This window comes from Mycobacterium sp. (assembly GCF_032159565.1).
Lineage (GTDB): Bacteria > Actinomycetota > Actinomycetes > Mycobacteriales > Mycobacteriaceae > Mycobacterium.
In genome coordinates, this window is the sequence record NZ_JAVHWR010000073.1 from 49,831 (window position 1) to 67,241 (window position 17,411).

16 protein-coding genes are annotated in these 17,411 nt (G+C 66.5%); 11 read left to right on the forward strand and 5 right to left on the reverse strand.

The window, feature by feature from the left end:
• The first annotated feature begins 18 nt into the window (after positions 1-18).
• The gene (locus tag QOC76_RS09130; protein WP_526356406.1) at positions 19-618 is read left to right on the forward strand and encodes a TetR/AcrR family transcriptional regulator; all 600 of its coding nucleotides are present in this window, start codon (positions 19-21) and stop codon (positions 616-618) included.
• A gap of 81 nt (positions 619-699) precedes the next feature.
• Positions 700-1,452: a YebC/PmpR family DNA-binding transcriptional regulator gene (locus QOC76_RS09135; RefSeq protein ID WP_526356408.1), complete on the forward strand. Its 753-nt coding sequence runs from the start codon at positions 700-702 to the stop codon at positions 1,450-1,452.
• Between the two features lie 3 nt (positions 1,453-1,455).
• Here QOC76_RS09135 and QOC76_RS09140 read toward each other — a convergent pair whose 3' ends face one another.
• On the reverse strand, positions 1,456-2,676 hold the full coding sequence (locus tag QOC76_RS09140; protein WP_526356410.1) for a mechanosensitive ion channel family protein: 1,221 nt from the start codon (positions 2,674-2,676) through the stop codon (positions 1,456-1,458).
• 162 nt (positions 2,677-2,838) lie between these two features.
• Between QOC76_RS09140 and ruvC the strand changes: the two genes are divergently transcribed.
• Genes ruvC through QOC76_RS09160 form a run of 4 tightly spaced genes read left to right on the forward strand, consistent with a single transcriptional unit; the run spans position 2,839 to position 5,446 of the window.
• Positions 2,839-3,393: a crossover junction endodeoxyribonuclease RuvC gene (gene ruvC, locus QOC76_RS09145; protein ID WP_526356444.1), complete on the forward strand. Its 555-nt coding sequence runs from the start codon at positions 2,839-2,841 to the stop codon at positions 3,391-3,393.
• Positions 3,390-3,980, forward strand: a complete 591-nt coding sequence (gene ruvA, locus QOC76_RS09150; protein ID WP_526356412.1) for a Holliday junction branch migration protein RuvA — start codon at positions 3,390-3,392, stop codon at positions 3,978-3,980. The genes ruvC and ruvA overlap by 4 nt, the downstream gene beginning before the upstream one ends.
• A complete protein-coding gene (gene ruvB / locus QOC76_RS09155) occupies positions 3,977-5,044 on the forward strand; it encodes a Holliday junction branch migration DNA helicase RuvB (protein ID WP_526356414.1) in 1,068 nt (355 codons plus the stop codon). The genes ruvA and ruvB overlap by 4 nt, the downstream gene beginning before the upstream one ends.
• Before the next feature lie 15 nt (positions 5,045-5,059).
• Positions 5,060-5,446, forward strand: coding sequence for a DUF1304 domain-containing protein (locus QOC76_RS09160; RefSeq protein WP_526356416.1), 387 nt, complete (start codon positions 5,060-5,062; stop codon positions 5,444-5,446).
• Positions 5,447-5,450: 4 nt separating this feature from the next.
• Here the strand turns inward: QOC76_RS09160 and car are convergent, their stop codons facing one another.
• From car to QOC76_RS09175, 3 genes are all read right to left on the reverse strand, one after another.
• Positions 5,451-8,948 carry a carboxylic acid reductase gene (gene car / locus QOC76_RS09165; protein ID WP_526356418.1) on the reverse strand — a complete coding sequence of 1,166 codons (3,498 nt, stop codon included), beginning with the start codon at positions 8,946-8,948 and terminating at the stop codon, positions 5,451-5,453.
• 89 nt (positions 8,949-9,037) lie between these two features.
• Complete coding sequence (locus QOC76_RS09170) at positions 9,038-9,691, reverse strand: GGDEF domain-containing protein (protein ID WP_526356420.1); 654 nt, start codon at positions 9,689-9,691, stop codon at positions 9,038-9,040.
• Complete coding sequence (locus QOC76_RS09175) at positions 9,648-10,127, reverse strand: hypothetical protein (protein ID WP_526356422.1); 480 nt, start codon at positions 10,125-10,127, stop codon at positions 9,648-9,650. The genes QOC76_RS09170 and QOC76_RS09175 overlap by 44 nt, the downstream gene beginning before the upstream one ends.
• Positions 10,128-10,288: 161 nt before the next feature.
• Here QOC76_RS09175 and QOC76_RS09180 point away from each other — a divergent pair, with 161 nt between their 5' ends.
• Together QOC76_RS09180 and QOC76_RS09185 are read left to right on the forward strand one after the other, a co-directional pair.
• Positions 10,289-10,918 (forward strand): hypothetical protein, encoded by a 630-nt coding sequence (locus tag QOC76_RS09180; RefSeq protein WP_526356424.1) that lies wholly within the window; start codon positions 10,289-10,291, stop codon positions 10,916-10,918.
• A gap of 81 nt (positions 10,919-10,999) precedes the next feature.
• Entirely contained in the window at positions 11,000-12,307 is a 1,308-nt protein-coding gene (locus QOC76_RS09185) for a sensor histidine kinase (protein ID WP_526356446.1), read from the forward strand.
• A 72-nt stretch (positions 12,308-12,379) separates the two neighbouring features.
• Here QOC76_RS09185 and gabT read toward each other — a convergent pair whose 3' ends face one another.
• Positions 12,380-13,720 (reverse strand): 4-aminobutyrate--2-oxoglutarate transaminase, encoded by a 1,341-nt coding sequence (gene gabT / locus QOC76_RS09190; protein ID WP_526356426.1) that lies wholly within the window; start codon positions 13,718-13,720, stop codon positions 12,380-12,382.
• Positions 13,721-13,955: 235 nt separating this feature from the next.
• Here gabT and yajC point away from each other — a divergent pair, with 235 nt between their 5' ends.
• From yajC to secF, 3 genes are all read left to right on the forward strand, one after another.
• Positions 13,956-14,306: a preprotein translocase subunit YajC gene (gene yajC, locus QOC76_RS09195; RefSeq protein ID WP_526356428.1), complete on the forward strand. Its 351-nt coding sequence runs from the start codon at positions 13,956-13,958 to the stop codon at positions 14,304-14,306.
• 79 nt (positions 14,307-14,385) lie between these two features.
• Positions 14,386-16,152: a protein translocase subunit SecD gene (gene secD / locus QOC76_RS09200; RefSeq protein ID WP_526356430.1), complete on the forward strand. Its 1,767-nt coding sequence runs from the start codon at positions 14,386-14,388 to the stop codon at positions 16,150-16,152.
• A gap of 3 nt (positions 16,153-16,155) precedes the next feature.
• Positions 16,156-17,411, forward strand: a 1,256-nt coding sequence (gene secF / locus QOC76_RS09205) for a protein translocase subunit SecF (protein ID WP_526356432.1), incomplete at its 3' end; no start/stop codon positions are given.

The window sequence follows — 17,411 nt, forward strand, 5'->3', positions numbered from 1 at the left end:
ACTTCGGAGGCGGCAAAAATGGCGAAGAAGTCCATCCCGCCCGGCCCGCGGGACGCACGCGGGGTGCTGGCGGCCAAGATCCTGGCCGCGGCGCGCGAGGCGTTCGCCGAGACCGGCTGGGCCGGCACGACGATCCGTGCCGTGGCGAGGGCCGCGGACGTCGACCCGGCGCTGGTCTATCACTACTTCGGAAACAAGGACGGCCTGCTCGACTCCGCGACGAGCCCGCCGCAGAGATGGTTACAGATCGTGGCGAAGACGTGGGCCACGCCGGTACCCGAACTCGGCACGGCGCTGCTAAGGCTGATGCTGGGCGCATGGGCCGACGACGAAATCGGGCCCGTGCTGCGCGCCGTGCTGCAGACCGCCGCCCACGAGCCGACCACCCGCGAGAAGCTGCGCAGGGTCGTCGAGACAAGCCTGATGGGGGTGTCGCAGCTCGGCGTCGACGAGCGCGACCGGACGGTGCGAAGCGGCCTGGTGTCCTCCCAGCTCATGGGTTTGGCGATGATGCGCTACATCTGGAAGATCGAACCGCTCGCCTCGATGAGCGACGATGAACTCGTCGCCGCCATCGCGCCGAACCTCCAGCACTACATCGAGGGCGAGATCCGATGAACCGGTCCACGTAGACTCATTGATCGGACTTCGCGACTTCGCAGTAGTGAAAGAGGCAGTAGTGAAAGAGGTAGTACACCCATGAGCGGCCATTCCAAGTGGGCCACCACCAAGCACAAGAAGGCGATCATCGATGCCCGGCGTGGTAAGAATTTCGCCAAGCTGATCAAGAACATCGAGGTCGCAGCGCGCACCGGCGGCGGTGATCCGACCGGCAACCCGACGCTCTACGACGCCATCCAGAAGGCCAAGAAAAGCTCGGTGCCCAACGACAACATCGAGCGGGCGCGCAAGCGCGGCGCAGGTGAGGAGGCCGGTGGCGCCGACTGGCAGACCATCACCTACGAGGGCTACGGGCCCAACGGCGTGGCGGTGCTGGTCGAATGCCTGACCGACAACCGCAACCGCGCCGCCGGTGAGGTGCGCGTCGCGATGACTCGCAACGGCGGCAACATGGCCGACCTCGGCTCAGTGTCGTACCTGTTCTCCCGCAAGGGTGTGGTGACACTCGAGAAGAACGAGCTGACCGAGGACGATGTGCTCACCGCCGTGCTGGAAGCGGGCGCCGAAGAAATCACCGACCTGGGTGACAGCTTCGAAATTCTTTCCGAGCCCGGCGATCTGGTCGCAGTGCGCACCGCGCTGCAGGACGCGGGTATCGACTACGACTCGGCCGAGGCCGGCTTCCAGCCATCAGTGACCGTGCCGCTCGACGCCGACGGCGCACGCAAGATCATGAAACTGGTGGACGCGCTCGAGGACAGCGACGACGTCCAGGACGTCTTCACCAACGCCGACATCCCGGACGAGATCCTCGCGCAGATCGACGGGTAGCCCTCAGCGGCGGCCGTTGGGAGCGGCGTAGTCGTCGTCGCGGTTGTCGGTGTGGTCGAACGCGCGCGCCCGCGCATCGGCCTCGGGGCTGCCGGAGAACAGGCCCGACGCCACCCGCTTCGTCGCGCCGTCTCCGTCGTTGCGCGGTTCGGCCTCGGCGATCGTCTCGGCGGCCTCGATGCGCTGCGTCGGCAGCACCCGATTGTGCTGCACCCAGCTGACCATGCCTTCTCGCACCGCGCACCGAAGGTCGAACAGCGCGCCGGCGTTGGGGGCGCTCACCACGATTCGCACCCGCACCATGCCGCCGACGGCGTCGGTCACCTGAAGCACGCCACGGCGGCCGTCCCAGAGATCGCTCTCGGCGAGTAGCCGGTCCGATTCGGCGCGCATGTCATCGAACGCCACGGAGAAGTCGACATCGAATTCGACGGTTCCCATGATCTCGGTGGCACTGCGCGTCCAGTTCTCGAACGGCTCGGTCGTGAAGTAGGTGCACGGCAGTACGAGCCGGCGCTCGTCCCAGAGGCGCACGACGACATAGCTCAGCGTGATCTCCTCGATGCGGCCCCACCATTGGCCGTCCTCGAGTTGCACCACGTCGCCGACGCGGATTGCGCCGGAGAAGGCGATCTGCATGCCTGCAAACACCGCACCCAGGGACGTCTGCGCAGCGAGGCCCGCGACCACCGAGAGCACGCCGGCCGATGCGAACACCGTGGTGCCGATGTCGGAGAACCGGGGGAACGTCATCAGGATCGCTGCGCCGCCCAGGATGACGACAAGGGCGGTGGCGACGCTGCGCAGCACCGGCGTGCGAATTCGCCGCCACTGCCGATCTTCGTCGGAGATCTCTACGTCGCCGCCTCCGTATCTGGCTATCGCGCGACGCTGGGCGACCTGCACAAGGCTCACGGCGAGCCAGGTGATCGTGGCGATCAACAGGATCAGCAGCGTGTGGTCCAGCCAGCCGCGCCAGCTGTCGCTGCGGGGGTCCGACGTGCGCTGTACGGCGATCGATGAGCCGAAGACCACCAGGGCGGATCGCAGCGGCATTCGGGTCAATTCGGCGATGTCGCAGATCACACCGCTGCGGCGGCCGATGCGCAACAGCGCCCAGGAAATGACCACTCCCAGCAGATATGCCGCCACCACAGCTGCTGCGACCCAGGCCAGTGTGACGGCGAGATTTGTTGCGGACTGCAGTTCTGTCTCGTCGGGCATCGTGTGAGTTCAGCTCCACGGGGTTGACGTCAGGTCCCTCGCGACGTTAGCGAGGATCGGCGCTGTCGTCACATCGCCAGGAAGGGGCGTGTCTTTCCCAGGTGACGTCGGTCAACCACGCTAGGCTGCCGTCGAACAGGTGTTCACGTGAAGGGGTTTGACGTGCGCGTAATGGGAGTAGATCCCGGGTTGACGCGCTGCGGGCTCTCCGTGATCGAGAGTGGGAAGGGCCGACAGGTCATCGCGCTTGACGTCGACGTCGTCCGCACACCGTCGGACGCCCCGCTGCACCAGCGCCTGCTGATCATCAGCGACGCGGTCGAGCATTGGATGGACACCCACAGCCCGGAGGTCGTCGCCATCGAGCGGGTGTTCTCCCAGCAGAACGTCTCGACGGTGATGGGCACCGCTCAGGCGGGCGGGGTGGTGGCGCTGGCCGCCGCCAAACGCGGCATCGATGTCCACTTCCACACTCCCAGCGAGGTGAAGGCCGCGGTCACCGGCAACGGCAACGCCGACAAGGCTCAGGTCACCGCGATGGTGACCAGAATCCTCACGCTGCAGACCAAACCGACACCGGCGGACGCTGCGGACGCGCTGGCGCTTGCCATCTGTCACTGTTGGCGCGCGCCGATGCTGGCGCGGATGGCGGCGGCTGAAGCCATGGCCGCCGAACAGAAGAAGAAGTATCGGGCACGACTCAAGGCGGCACGATGATCTCATCCATTCGCGGGGAAGTTCTCGACGTGGCACTCGACCATGTCGTCATCGAGGCGTGCGGTGTCGGGTATCGCGTCAACGCGACGCCGTCCACGCTCTCCGCGCTGCGACGCGGAACCGAGGCCCGGCTGGTGACCGCGATGATCGTGCGCGAGGACTCGATGACGCTCTACGGCTTCGCCGACGCCGACGCGCGCGACCTGTTCACCACTCTGCTGTCGGTGTCCGGCGTGGGACCGAAGATCGCACTGGCCACGCTGGCCGTCCACGATGCGCCCGCCCTGCGGCAGGCACTCGCCGACGGCGACGTGACCGCGTTGACAAGGGTGCCGGGGATCGGCAAGCGCAGCGCCGAACGAATGGTGCTCGAACTGCGTGACAAGGTCGGTCCGGTGGGGGCCGCTGTCGGGTTGCCCGCCGTCAACGGCCACGCCGTACGCGGCCCCGTCGTGGAAGCACTTGTCGGCCTTGGCTTTGCGCTCAAGCAGGCCGAGGAGGCCACCGACAAGGTGCTGGCCAATGAGCCGGAGGCGACGCAGTCGACGGCGTTGCGTTCGGCGCTGTCGATGCTCGGAAACAAATGAGCCGCTTCGACAGCGACACCGAAGAGGAACCGGAGGACCGCGAGGTCTCTGCGGCACTGACCGTCGGCGAAGGCGACATCGACGCCAGCCTGCGACCGCGGTCGCTGGGCGAGTTCATCGGCCAGGCCCGGGTCCGCGAACAGCTGCAGCTGGTCATCGAGGGCGCCAAGAACCGCGGTGGCACCCCCGATCACATCCTGCTGTCCGGCCCGCCAGGGCTGGGCAAGACGTCGTTGGCGATGATCATCGCCGGCGAATTGGGCTCGGCGTTGCGTGTGACTTCCGGTCCCGCACTCGAGCGCGCAGGCGACCTGGCCGCGATGCTGTCCAACCTCGTCGAGCACGATGTGTTGTTCATCGACGAGATCCACCGCATCGCACGGCCCGCCGAGGAGATGCTCTACCTCGCGATGGAGGACTTCCGTGTTGACGTCATTGTCGGCAAAGGTCCTGGCGCAACGTCGATTCCGCTGGAGGTCGCGCCGTTCACACTCGTCGGCGCAACCACCCGGTCGGGCGCGCTGACCGGGCCGCTGCGTGACCGTTTCGGTTTCACCGCCCACATGGATTTCTACGAGCCCGCCGAACTGGAGCGGGTGCTCGCCCGCTCGGCAGGCATCCTCGGTATCGAACTCGGCTCCGAAGCCAGCACCGAGATCGCCCGCCGCTCACGTGGTACACCGCGAATCGCGAATCGGCTGCTGCGCCGGGTGCGCGACTACGCCGAGGTTCGTGCCGACGGCGTCATCACCCGCGACATCGCGAAATATGCGCTCGAGGTGTACGACGTCGACGAGCTCGGACTCGACCGGCTGGACCGCGCCGTGCTGTCGGCGCTGACCCGAAGTTTCGGCGGAGGCCCGGTCGGCGTTTCGACGCTGGCGGTCGCGGTCGGTGAGGAAGCGGCCACCGTCGAGGAGGTCTGCGAGCCGTTCCTGGTGCGGGCCGGGATGATCGCGCGCACGCCCCGCGGTCGCGTCGCGACGGCATCGGCGTGGACGCACCTGGGGATGAGCCCGCCGAGCGGCGTGCCGACGCTGGGTCAACAGGGGTTGTTCGAGTAGCCAGAGGAGAGCCGAATGCTGACAGCCGCTTTGATTTTCGCTGGGCTGGCCGCGGTGCTGCATGTGTACATCTTCGTGATGGAGTCGCTGGCGTGGACGTCGCCGCGCACCCGTGCGACCTTCGGCACCACGGCGCAAGAAGCCGAGACCACCAAGCTGCTCGCATTCAACCAGGGGTTCTACAACTTGTTTCTGGCGATCGTGACGGCGATCGGCATCGTCGCAATATGCCTGGGACACACTGCGGTTGGCGGCGCATTGATCTTCACCGGAGTCGGGTCGATGCTGGCAGCGGCGGTGGTGCTGCTGGCCTCCTCGCCCGACAAGGCGCGTGCCGCAGTCACGCAAGGAGCCTTCCCGCTCATCGCGGTCGGGCTCCTTGCGGTGGCGCTTGCGTCCTAACGGGTCAGAGCAGGCCGAGCAATTCCAGATCGGTGATGTACTTGACGATGACCCCGGGCGTTACGTGCGGAATATCCTTGTCCTGCCCGACTTTCGCACTCTGCACTGCAGTACGGAACCGGTCGGTCGGCGCCATCGATCCGCGGATCGGCTTCGCCGGATGCTGGTAGTTGTGCAGCAGCGGTAGCAGCGAGGCCTGTCGCTGCCGTTCCGGCAGTGCCCGGATTGCCGTTTCGAAACGCGCCAGCCAGCCGGCGTAGTCGCCCACGCGCTGAACCGGATACCCGGCGGCGATCAGCCAGTCGACGAACTCGTCGAGGCCGATGCCGTCGTCGTACGGATTCATCACGTGGTAAGTCTCGAATCCGTCGACCACATTTGCACCCAGCGTGGAAATCGCCTCGGCGATGAATTCTACTGGCAGACCGTCATAGTGCGCCCGCTGCCGGTCCCCGCCTGCGTCGAGTTCATAGAACGACGCGGGTGCGATACCGGTGGCGACCAGGCTCAGCATCATGCGGGTGAACATGTCCGGCAGGTTGAGCTGCCCGGCGTAAGTGGTGTCCGCGAGGATCATGTCGCAGCGGAACACCGAAACCGGCAGGCCGCACAGGTCATGCGCCTCGCGCAGCAGCACCTCACCGGCCCACTTGCTGTTGCCATAGCCGTTGGCGTAGCTGTCGTCGACCTTGCGGGTGGCGCTGATGACCCGGATGTCTCCGTCCTCGGTGAACTTGCCCGGTTCGATGCCCGCGCCGACGCCGATGGTCGACACGTACGCGAACGGCTTGATCCTGGTGGTCAGCGCGATCCGGATGAGTTCGGCGGTGCCGAGCGCATTGGGCCCGAACAGCTGGTCGTACGGAAGGACGTGGTTGACCAGTGCCGCCGGATCCACGATGAGGTCGACGGTATCGGCGAGCCGCTGCCACGTCTGGTGATCGAGCCCGAGGTTGGCCTCGCCCTTGTCACCGGCGATCACCTCGAGGTGCTCGGCGGCCAACCGGCGGTAGAGGCGCAGCAGTTCTGCATCACCGCTGTCGAAGATGCCGTCGAGGCGTGCCCGTGCGGCATCGTCGTTCTTGGCGCGAACGAGGCAGATGACCTTGCCGCCGACGAGATCCATTCGCCGCAACCATTCCAGTGCCAGGTAGCGGCCGAGGAATCCGGTTGCGCCGGTGAGCAACACCGTGCGCACCTCGGTGCTCGGGCCCGGCAGCGACGAAGCGGCGGCGAGCGTCTGCGCGTCGATGAACTTGTCCAGCGTCAGATCAGCGGCGTGCGCCTCGGACGCGCCGCGGCCGTGAACGGACGCCAACGTCGGACGCTTGGTGCCGGGCTGCCGCTCGCTCTCGACATAAGCCGCAAGCGCGGCCAGGTCGTTGGCCGGGCTCACGATGACGCCGACCGGAACCTCGATGTCGAAGATGTCGTTGAGCAAATTCGCGAACGTCAACGCCGACAATGAATCACCGCCGAGATCGGTGAACTGAGCGTCGGCCGCGACGTCTGCAGCCGCCGTACCGAGCAGCGCACCCGCCGCGCGGATGACGGTATCCAGCACCGGGCCGTCGCCGCCGCCCTGCCGGAGCGCGCGCAACTCGTCGGCCTGCCCGTCGGCCAGATCGACATAAAGCTGTTCCAAGCGGTCGCCGTAGTGCTCCTTGAGCTTCGGCCGCGCCAGCTTGCGGATTCCGGTCAACAAGCCGTTCTCCAGCGTGAACGGAGTCGTCTCGACGAGGAAGTCGTGCGGAATCTCATACGACTGCAGTCCCGCTTCCTTCGCGATGTCGGCAAAGGACTCGCCGAGAGCGGATTTGAGCGCTGCCGCGTCGTAGCCGGCAAGCGCCTCGTCGGTCGGCACGACCACCGCGAGGAGGTAGGACCGGGCGCTGTTGCCATAGACGTAGATCTGTCGCACAAACGGGCTGTCACCGAACAGGGCCTCGAGCTTGGAGACAGCGACGAATTCGCCCTGCGACAGCTTGAGGACGTTGTTGCGGCGGTCCAGATACACCAGCTGGTCCGGACCGACCTCGGCGAACACGTCGCCGGTGCGGTAGTAGCCCTCGCTGTCGAACATCTCTGTCGTCAGCCCAGGGCGCTTGTAGTAGCCGGAGAACAAGCCCTCGGACCTCACCAACAGCTCGCCACGCGGGTGCGGCCGGTCGGTGCGGAAGTAGCCGAGGTCCGGCACGTCGACCAGCTTGTAGTCGATCACCGGTGGGCACTGAATCTGTCCGTCGACGATCACGGCGCCTGCTTCGGTGGAGCCGTAGCCGTCGATCAGGTGCAGGTCGAGCAGTTCCTCGACGAACATCTTCATCTCGGGTGACATCGGGGCCGAACCCGTCATCGCCATGACGTAGCGACCGCCGAGCAGGCGCTCGCGCATCTCGTCCAGCACCGCGGACCTGTCGTCGGGCCTGCGGTCCAGCTCGCTTTGGACCTCAGCGAAGATCATGTCCCACACCCGTGGCACGAAGGTCATCTGAGTCGGCCGCACCAGGGCGAGGTCGTCGAGGAAAGTCGAAAGATCGCTGCGGGCAGCGAAATACGCCGTGCCACCGACTCCGAGCGTTGCGTACAGTCCGCCACGGCCCATCATGTGGCTCATCGGCAGGAAGTTGAGGGTGATCGCGGGATGGGTGCCGGGATCGCCCCAATGGCTGCGGGCTGAACGGCTCCATGAGTTGGCGACCATGCGCTCGGTGTAGATCGCACCCTTCGGGGTGCCGGTGCTGCCGGAGGTGTAGACCAGCAAGGCAGGGGTGCCGTTGTCGTCGGGGATGACCGGCGCGACGGCGGGCAGTTGCGCGCCGCGACCGATGACGTCGTTCAAAACATCGACGCGGGTAGTGCCGCCCGCTTCTGCCAGTCGCGATTTCGCGGCCGCGACAGCGTCGCGGTGGTCGTCCACCTGTGGCTGGTAGTCGAAGACGATCACACGCGCCGGTGCAGGTCCGGTCAGGACGAGCTCGACGGCGTCGGGTAGATAGTCGACGCTTGCGGCGATGACGGTCGGTTCGGTCTCGGCGACGATCGGCTGCAGTTGCGTCACGGGTGCACTCGTCTGCAGCGGCACCGAGATTGCGCCGAGCCCGATCAGGGCGACGTCGACTGACGTGTAGTCGACACTGGTGAAGCCCAGCAGCGCGACGCGGTCGCCCGGGCGCACCGTGTCTTCGCGCAGGGCGTTGGTGATGGCGCGTACCCGGTCGGACAACTCGCGGTAGGTGATCGTGTCGAAGTGGGGGAGTAGCTCTGCCGTGGTGCGGCCGGTGCCGGCGTCGGTGACGTACTCGACGGCGCGTGCACCCAGAGCGGGGCGGTCTGCGTACCCGTCGAAGACGGTCTGGACGAGCTGTGCGAGCCGGGCTTCAGGCCGTTCGATCGCGGCCGAAATCGCGTCGTCGGGGCTGGCGGCGGCGAACTGCGCGTCGGAGTTTTTCAGATTGGCGATGCGGCGTTCGAGTCGCTGGTCGCGGGTGTCAATCGGCATCAAAAATCCTCGGAGAATAGCGGGAATGGGCGACGCGACGGTGCGTCTACCGGAACTACATTAGCGGAGCTAACTTTATTCCCGCAAACTCATAGGCTGTCTATGTGCTGTGAATCCAGCCGCTCTCTGCGTGCCGGGTCTGGTTCCCGCCCGCGCGTTTCGCCTCGTACATCGCGGTATCGGCGGCAACTACCAAGTGCTCGATCACCGTTCGGGCATCCACCTCGGCGGCACCTTCGCGTGTGATGCTGGCTACACCGACGCTCGCGGTCGCGACCCCGCGGAATCGCGGCGACCTCCCTTCGCAACCGCTCGGCGATCGCGTGCGCCTCGCCGGGCTGCGTCATCTCCGCGATCAGGAACTCCTCGCCGCCCACCCGGGCGACGACGGCACGCCCTCGTGTGGTGTGCCGCAGCTTGTCGGCGACCGCGACCAGGATGCGATCGCCCGTGGTGTGCCCCCGGGTGTCATTGACCTGCTTGAAGCGATCGAGGTCGATCATTATCACGGTCAGGTACGGCTCCACCGCGTCGACGGACGCACCGATCAGTTCGCGGGCCGAGCGATAAAACCCGCGCCGGTTACGAAGGCCGGTCAGCGGATCGGTGTGCGACTTCAGCGCTTCATCGCCGAGCAGGTGGACTAGAACGTGGACCGAGAAAGGCACGGCGAGCACTCCGACGGCGATGATGAGCAACTTAGCCACGGCAACGAGTACGCCCGAGTCCACCGCTGATTGCACGGCGCAGAAAGCGGACGTCGCCGCGGCGGTCGCCAGGATGACCGCGAGGTAGCGGCGCGACGTAGCCGGCGAGTGCGGCAAAGGTGGTGCAGCCCAGCAGCGTCATGCCGGGGGAGGCGTACACCAAGCAGGACGCGGCGATGCAGGCATCGGCGAGCAGTATGAACAGTACCGACTGCCGCCTGCTCGGCCATTGGATCAGCCACATCATCGCCATGACGCCGCAGCAAACCGCAACGAGGACGCTGATCACCCAGCCGGCCGCGGTGCGTGGCCCGACGGGTGTCCACATGGTCAGGATCGGCGCGGCGCCGAGTGCAATGACCACCGTAGCCATCATGCGGCGCGTGAAACCGCGCAGATTTCGGTATCCCAGGTAGCCGGAGAGCCAGCGGAAATGGTCGGGCTGCGCCCACCACTGTCGCAACCAACCCACTTAAGCAGTCTAAGGGACGTTTGCTGAAGCGCGACTCAGCAATTCCGGAGCGGCCGAGACAGCGGTTGCAGAGCCCGAATCGGCAGGTAACTGGTTATGGGCCGGCGGGTTGGGGTATTCCGCGGCGGGTCGGGCTAAGCCGTCGGGACGAGGAGGCTTCAATGAGTGACACGCGTGTTCATGCCGGTGGCGGCAGGTTGCAAATGCCTCGCAGCCGTGGCGCGGCAAGTGGCTTTCTGTTGATTCTGCTGGGCATTTGGGGCGCGCTCGTCCCGTTCGTGGGCCCGTTGTTCGATTTCGCGTTCAGCCCCGACCGGGAGTGGGTGTGGACGGCGGCACGTGGCTGGCTGGAGGTGCTGCCCGGCGCGGCCACCGCCGTCGGCGGTTTCTTGCTGCTGAGTTCGCGCAACCGGTTCACTGCAATGCTCGGGGGCTGGTTGACGGTGCTCGCGGGGGCCTGGTTCGTCGTGGGACGAGCGCTGGCCGGGCCGTTGGCTCTCGGGGACCCTGGTGTACCGGTGGCCGCGACCGAGACCAAGCGCGTGGCACTGGAGCTCACCTACTTCTACGGGCTGGGCGCGCTGATCATCTTCCTTGGTGCGATTGCGCTCGGCCGGTTGTCGATTCGCAGTGCGCGCGACATCCGCTATGCGGAGCGCTCGGCGGTCACCACGACCGAGCCGGTGGCATCGGAGGACGTGACGGAGATCCAGCCGGCCGAGGTGCCGGAGCGCAGGCGCCGCTCGTTGGGCGGCATGTTCGGCCGCGGTGACCGGCTCGTCCACCGATAGGGTTTTGCGTCCGCTCACCCGGGGTGGCACTGTGCCCTAGTGCGTCTAGTCAAGGGCCTTTATCGGCTGCTGGCGCGCGTCATGTCGCTGCGCATCATCGTCATCGTCGCGGCGCTCGCGGTGGTCGGTCTGGTCATCACGCTTGGCGCGTGGGTCTGGTTCGGCGTGACCAACGATCAGTACAGCCAGCTCGACCGGCGCCTGGACTCGGTCAGCAGCCTCGGCGACATCAGTGGGTTGTTGCGCAACGCCGACATCCCGGGGCTCGGCCAACCGACTCCGAACAGCGAACTCGTGCGGACCGCACGCGTCGACGGCATCACCATCTCGGTGCCGAAGGACATCGTCCTGCCGAAGTTCGACAACGGCTATGTCAACACGACGATCGACGGCGTGGAGTATCGCGTCCGCACCTTCACCGCCGGAAAGGCGTCGATCGCGATCGGCGCTCCGCTGGCGGAGACGCAACGGCGCATCGACGAGCTGCACCGGCGGGTGCTGCTGATATGCGCGGGGGTCATCGTCGGCACCGTCATCGTCGCCTCGGTGCTGTGGTTGATCATGATCAACCCGTTCCGCGTGCTCGCGCAGCAGGCGCGGGTCATCAACGCGCAGTCCAACCCCGACGAGGTCAAGGTGCGCGGGGTGCAGGAAGCCGTCGAGATCGCCGAGGCCGTCGAGGGAATGCTCGCCCGCATCGGCGACGAGCAACAGCGCACCAGGGCCGCGCTGGAGTCGGCGAGAGACTTCGCGGCGGTGGCCTCGCACGAACTCCGTACGCCGCTGACCGCGATGCGTACCAACATCGAGGTGCTGTCCACCCTGGACCTTCCCGACGAGCAGCGCCAGGAAGTCATCGCCGACGTCATGCGCACGCAGAACCGCATCGAGGCGACGCTCTCGGCATTGGAGCGGCTGGCCCAGGGTGAGTTGACGACGGTCGCCGACTTCGTACCGGTCGACATCACCGAACTGCTCGACCGGGCCGCCCACGACGCGATGCGCAACTATCCCGATCTGGCGGTATCGCTGGCGTCGTCCACCACGGTCCTCATGGTCGGCATGCCTGCAGGTCTTCGACTGGTCATCGACAATGCCATCACCAATGCCGTCAAGCACGGCGGAGCCACCGAAATCCGCTTGGCCGCAATCAGTTCGGTCGACGGCGTCGAGATCACGGTCGACGACAACGGCCTCGGCGTGCCGGAGGAAGAGCGGGCCGCGGTCTTCGACCGGTTCTCCCGCGGTTCGACCGCGGCGCGATCCGGCTCCGGACTCGGCCTCGCGTTGGTGGCTCAGCAGGCCGAGATCCACGGCGGGACGGCCGCTCTCGAGACCAGTCCCATGGGTGGCGCCCGGCTCCTTCTGCGACTGCCTCCGCCGAGTTAGCCGCGGGAGTCCACCATCGGCACGCCCGTTCGCTTGCCGCACAACTGATCAGGCGGCGGCGGTGTCGAAGGCCTAGAGATCGGCGAGGACGAGCGCGAGTACGTCGAGCCCCTCCATCAGAAGGTCGTCGCTGATGCTCAGGGGCGGCAGGAAGCGCAGTACGTTGCCATAGGTGCCGCAGGTCAGCACGATCACGCCGGCCATGTGGCAACCGACGGCCAGCTTCATGGTCAGTTCACCGTCGGGTTCGGTGGTGCCGGACTTCACGATCTCCATCGCGATCATCGCGCCGCGACCGCGGATATCGCCGATGCGATCGTCTTCGGCCTGCATCCGGTGCAACCGGTCCTTCATCAGCTGCTCGATCTCGGCGGCCCGCGCCACCAACCCGTCGGCCTCGATCGTCTCGATGGTGGCCAGCGCGGCCGCGCACGCGACCGGGTTGCCGCCGTAGGTGCCGCCGAGCCCGCTGACGTGCGGTGCGTCCATGATCTCGGCGCGACCGGTAACCGCCGACAGCGGAAGACCGTCGGCGATGCCCTTTGCGGTGACGATCAGGTCGGGTTCGATGCCCTCGTGCTCGCAGGCGAACATCGCCCCGGTGCGCGCGAACCCCGTCTGCACCTCGTCGGCGATGAACACCACGCCGTTCTTCGCACACCAGTCCACCAGTGCGGGCAGGAAGCCGTCAGCGGGGACGATGAACCCGCCCTCGCCCTGAATCGGCTCGATGATGACCGCGGCAAGGTTGTCGGCGCCGACCTGTTTTTCGATGACGGTGATAGCGCGGCGGGCGGCCACTTCGCCGTCGGTCGCCATCTCCTTGCCGAACTCGGCGTCGCGGAACGGGTAGGAGAGCGGGGCGCGATAGATCTCCGGCGCGAACGGACCGAAGCCGTGCTTGTACGGCATCGACTTCGCGGTCAGCGCCATGGTCAGGTTGGTGCGGCCGTGATAGGCGTGGTCGAACGCCACCACCGCCTGTTTACGGGTATACGTCCGTGCGATCTTGATGGCGTTCTCCACCGCCTCGGAACCCGAGTTGAACAGCGCGGAGCGCTTCTCGTAACTGCCTGGGGTGAGACGGTTGAGCGCTTCGGCGACGGCGACATACTCCTCGTAGGGCGTGATCATGAAGCAGGTGTGGGTGAAGTCGGCGACCTGTTCGCGCACCGCGTCGACGACGCGCGGGGAGGCATTGCCGATCGTCGTGACGGCGATGCCCGACCCGAGGTCGATCAGGCGGTTGCCGTCGACGTCCTCGACGATGCCGCCGCCCGCCCGCGCCGTGTATACCGGCATGGTGTTGCCAATGCCGCGGGACACCGCGGCGAGCTTGCGCTCGATCAGTTCCTTCGAACGCGGACCGGGGATGCTGGTGGCGAGACGGCGGCTCTGCTCGAGGGTGCTCACGCTGTTCGAGCCTAGCCGGGCGCGCACCGATCCGATTGGAAACGCCGTCGCCTGTCGACGGGATCACCTGTCGTGTCGGATCGGCGCAACCGAATCCGTAGCTGGGCGGCCCAGAATGCGGGGCCGGTCGGCCATCAGCTGCTGCAATGGCACACTGGTCACCTAGAAGGCCCCGATGATCCACCCACGGTCACGGGCCGTTATCGCACATACGACACGAAAGACAGTTGCTGCCATGGATCTGGTCGCTTTACTACCACTGCTCATCATCCTGGGCGCGTTCATGTTCTTCGCTTCGCGACGGCAGAAGAAAGCCATGCAGAAGACCATCGACCTTCATGACTCGCTGAAAGTCGGCGACCGCGTCCACACCACGTCGGGCCTGCAGGCCGAGATCAAGTCCATCACCGACGACAACGTCGAGCTCGAGATCGCGCCAGGCATCGTGACGACCTGGATGAAGCTCGCTGTGAGGGACCGCATCGAACCCGACGACGAGTTCGACGACGACAGCGACGACGCCGGCGAGCCAGAGTCGACGGCCACCGAGATCACCGACAGCACGGACCAGAACCGACTGACCTGACGACTGACAGTCAGAGACTCAGCGCCGGCACGTACCCTTTGCGGTGCTGACGACCTGACTTCGAGGAGAACAAAGAAACGTGGCATCGCCTTCGACGCCGGTGCACCCTGCCCGCTACCTGGCAATCTTCCTCGCGCTGCTGGTCGGCGTGTACCTCCTGGTCTTTCTGACCGGCGACAAGCACGCCGCGCCCAAACTCGGCATCGACCTGCAGGGCGGCACAAGGGTGACACTGACCGCCCGTACGCCCGACGGGTCGCGACCCACCCAGGAGGCGCTGAACCAGGCGCAGCAGATCATCTCCTCGCGCGTGAACGGTCTCGGTGTTTCGGGATCCGAGGTGGTGATCGACGGGGACAACCTGGTGATCACCGTGCCCGGTAACGACAGCAACGAAGCTCGCAACCTGGGCCAGACGGCGCGGCTGTACATCCGCCCCGTGATCCATGTGATCCCCGCGCAGCAGGCGCAGGCCGGCCCGGCGCAAAGCGGCCCCGCGCAGGGCGGACCGCCGGCAGGCCAGCCCGGGGCGCCCGCAGGCCAGCCCGCCGCGCCCGTCGGCGAGCCGGGGGCACCCGAAGCACCCCAGGCGCCGGCAGAGCAGGGCCCCGTACCCGGCGCGCCGGCGGAGCAGCCCACAGGAGAGGCTCCGCAGGCCCCCCAGCCGCGCCCGTACCCCGACGCCCCGCCGCCGAGCCCGGCGCCGCCCGGGCCGGCTCCAAAGCCTGCGACGAAAGACCTCGCGCAGCGCATCGCCGACGAGAAGGCGTTGCGCCAGAGCACCGAACAGCAGATCCAGATTTTGGCGCTGCAGTTTCAGGCCACTCGCTGCGGCGAGGACGACGTCCTGGCGGGCAATGACGATCCGAACCTGCCGCTGGTGACCTGCTCGACCGACCACTCGCAGGTGTACCTGCTGGACAAGTCGATCATCAGCGGCGAGCAGATCAAAAACGCCAGTTCCGGCATGGACACCCAGCGCGGCGAGTACGTCGTGACGGTGGAGTTCAAGCCGGACGCCGCCAACATCTGGGCCGACTTCACCGCTTCGCATGTCGGCACGCAGACCGCGTTCACCCTTGACTCGCAGGTCGTCAGCGCCCCTCAGATCGAGGAGGCGATCCCCGGTGGCAACACCCAGATCACCGGCCAATTCAACGCCCAGAAGGCCAAAGAGCTGGCCAACGTGCTCAAGTACGGCTCGCTTCCGTTGTCGTTCGAGTCCTCTGAAGCCGAAACAGTCTCGGCAACATTGGGTTTGACGTCGCTACGGGCCGGCCTCATCGCCGGTGCCATCGGTTTGGCGCTGGTGCTCGTCTACTCGCTGCTGTACTACCGGGTCCTCGGATTGCTGACGGCGCTGTCGTTGGTGGCTTCCGGCGCAATGGTTTTCGCCATCCTGGTGTTGCTCGGCAGATACATCAACTACACCCTCGACCTGGCAGGCATCGCCGGTCTGATCATCGGTATCGGTACCACCGCCGACTCGTTCGTGGTGTTCTTCGAACGCATCAAAGACGAGATACGCGAGGGCCGTTCCTTCCGCTCCGCGGTGCCCCGTGGTTGGGTGCGCGCGCGCAAGACGATCATCTCCGGCAACGCCGTGACGTTCCTCGCCGCGGTGGTGCTCTACGTCCTGGCCATCGGTCAGGTGAAGGGCTTCGCGTTCACCCTCGGCCTGACGACGATCCTCGACATCGTGGTGGTCTTCCTGGTGACGTGGCCACTGGTGTACCTGGCGTCGAAGTCCACGACGCTGGCCAAGCCTGCCTTCAACGGCCTCGGCGCCGTGCAGCAGATCGCACGCGAGCGACGAGTTTCCGCATTCGCGACGGGACGGGAATAGCCGATGGCTAAGCGCACATCCGACGTGACCGAATCGAGCGCCGTGGAGGCGCCTGCCCTCGAGAGCTCAGCGGCAGAGGCGCCGCGGCACGGCTTCTTCGTCAGGCTCTACACCGGCACCGGGGCCTTCGAGGTGATCGGGCGCCGCAAGCTCTGGTACACGATCAGCGGTCTGATCGTTGCGGTCTGCCTGGCCAGCATCATCCTGCGCGGGTTCACCTTCGGAATCGACTTCGAGGGCGGCACCAAGGTGTCCATGCCCGCCGCGGGCGTCAGCACCGAACGCGTCCAAGAGGTGTTCAGCCAGGCGCTGGGCAAGGACCCCGAATCCGTCGTGATCGTCGGCAGCGGGCCGTCGGCGACGGTGCAGATCCGATCCGAAGCGCTGAGCAACGAGGAGACGACGAAGCTGCGCGACGCGCTGTTCGAGGCCTTCCATCCCAAGGGTCTCGACGGCCAGCCGAGCAAGCAGGCGATCAGCGACTCCGCTGTCTCCGAGACCTGGGGCGGCCAGATCACCCATAAGGCGCTGCTGGCCCTCGTCGTCTTCCTGGTGCTCGCGGCGATCTACATCGCCTTGCGCTACGAGCGCTACATGGCGCTGGCCGCAATGGCGACGCTGGTCTTCGACCTGGTCGTCACCGCGGGGGTGTACTCCCTGGTGGGATTCGAGGTCACCCCTGCCACCGTGATCGGCCTGTTGACCATCCTCGGCTTCTCCCTGTACGACACGGTCATCGTGTTCGACAAGGTCGAGGAGAACACCCACGGCTTCCAGCACACCACCAGAAGGACCTTCGCCGAACAGGCGAACCTGGCGATCAACCAGACCTTCATGCGGTCGATCAACACCAGCCTTATCTCGGTGCTGCCGGTGCTCGCGTTGATCGTGGTCGCGGTCTGGCTGCTCGGCGTGGGAACCCTCAAGGACCTGGCGCTGGTGCAGCTGGTCGGCATCCTGGTCGGCACCTACTCGTCGATCTTCTTCGCCACTCCGCTGCTGGTCACCCTGCGGGAGCGGACCGAGCTGGTCCGTACCCACACCCGCCGCGTGCTGAACCGCCGCAAGCCTGCGGCCGAGAAGGCCGGTGCGGCCGTGGAGTCCGGAGCCCAGGAACCGGCCCCGGTTCCGGCCGAGGCCGCCGTCGGTAGCGCCGCATCGGCGGTGGCCACCAAGCCGGCGCCGGGCGCACGTCCGGTACGACCAACGACGACGAGGACCGGACGACCGTCGGGTAAACGAAACAGCCCGCGGCGGTA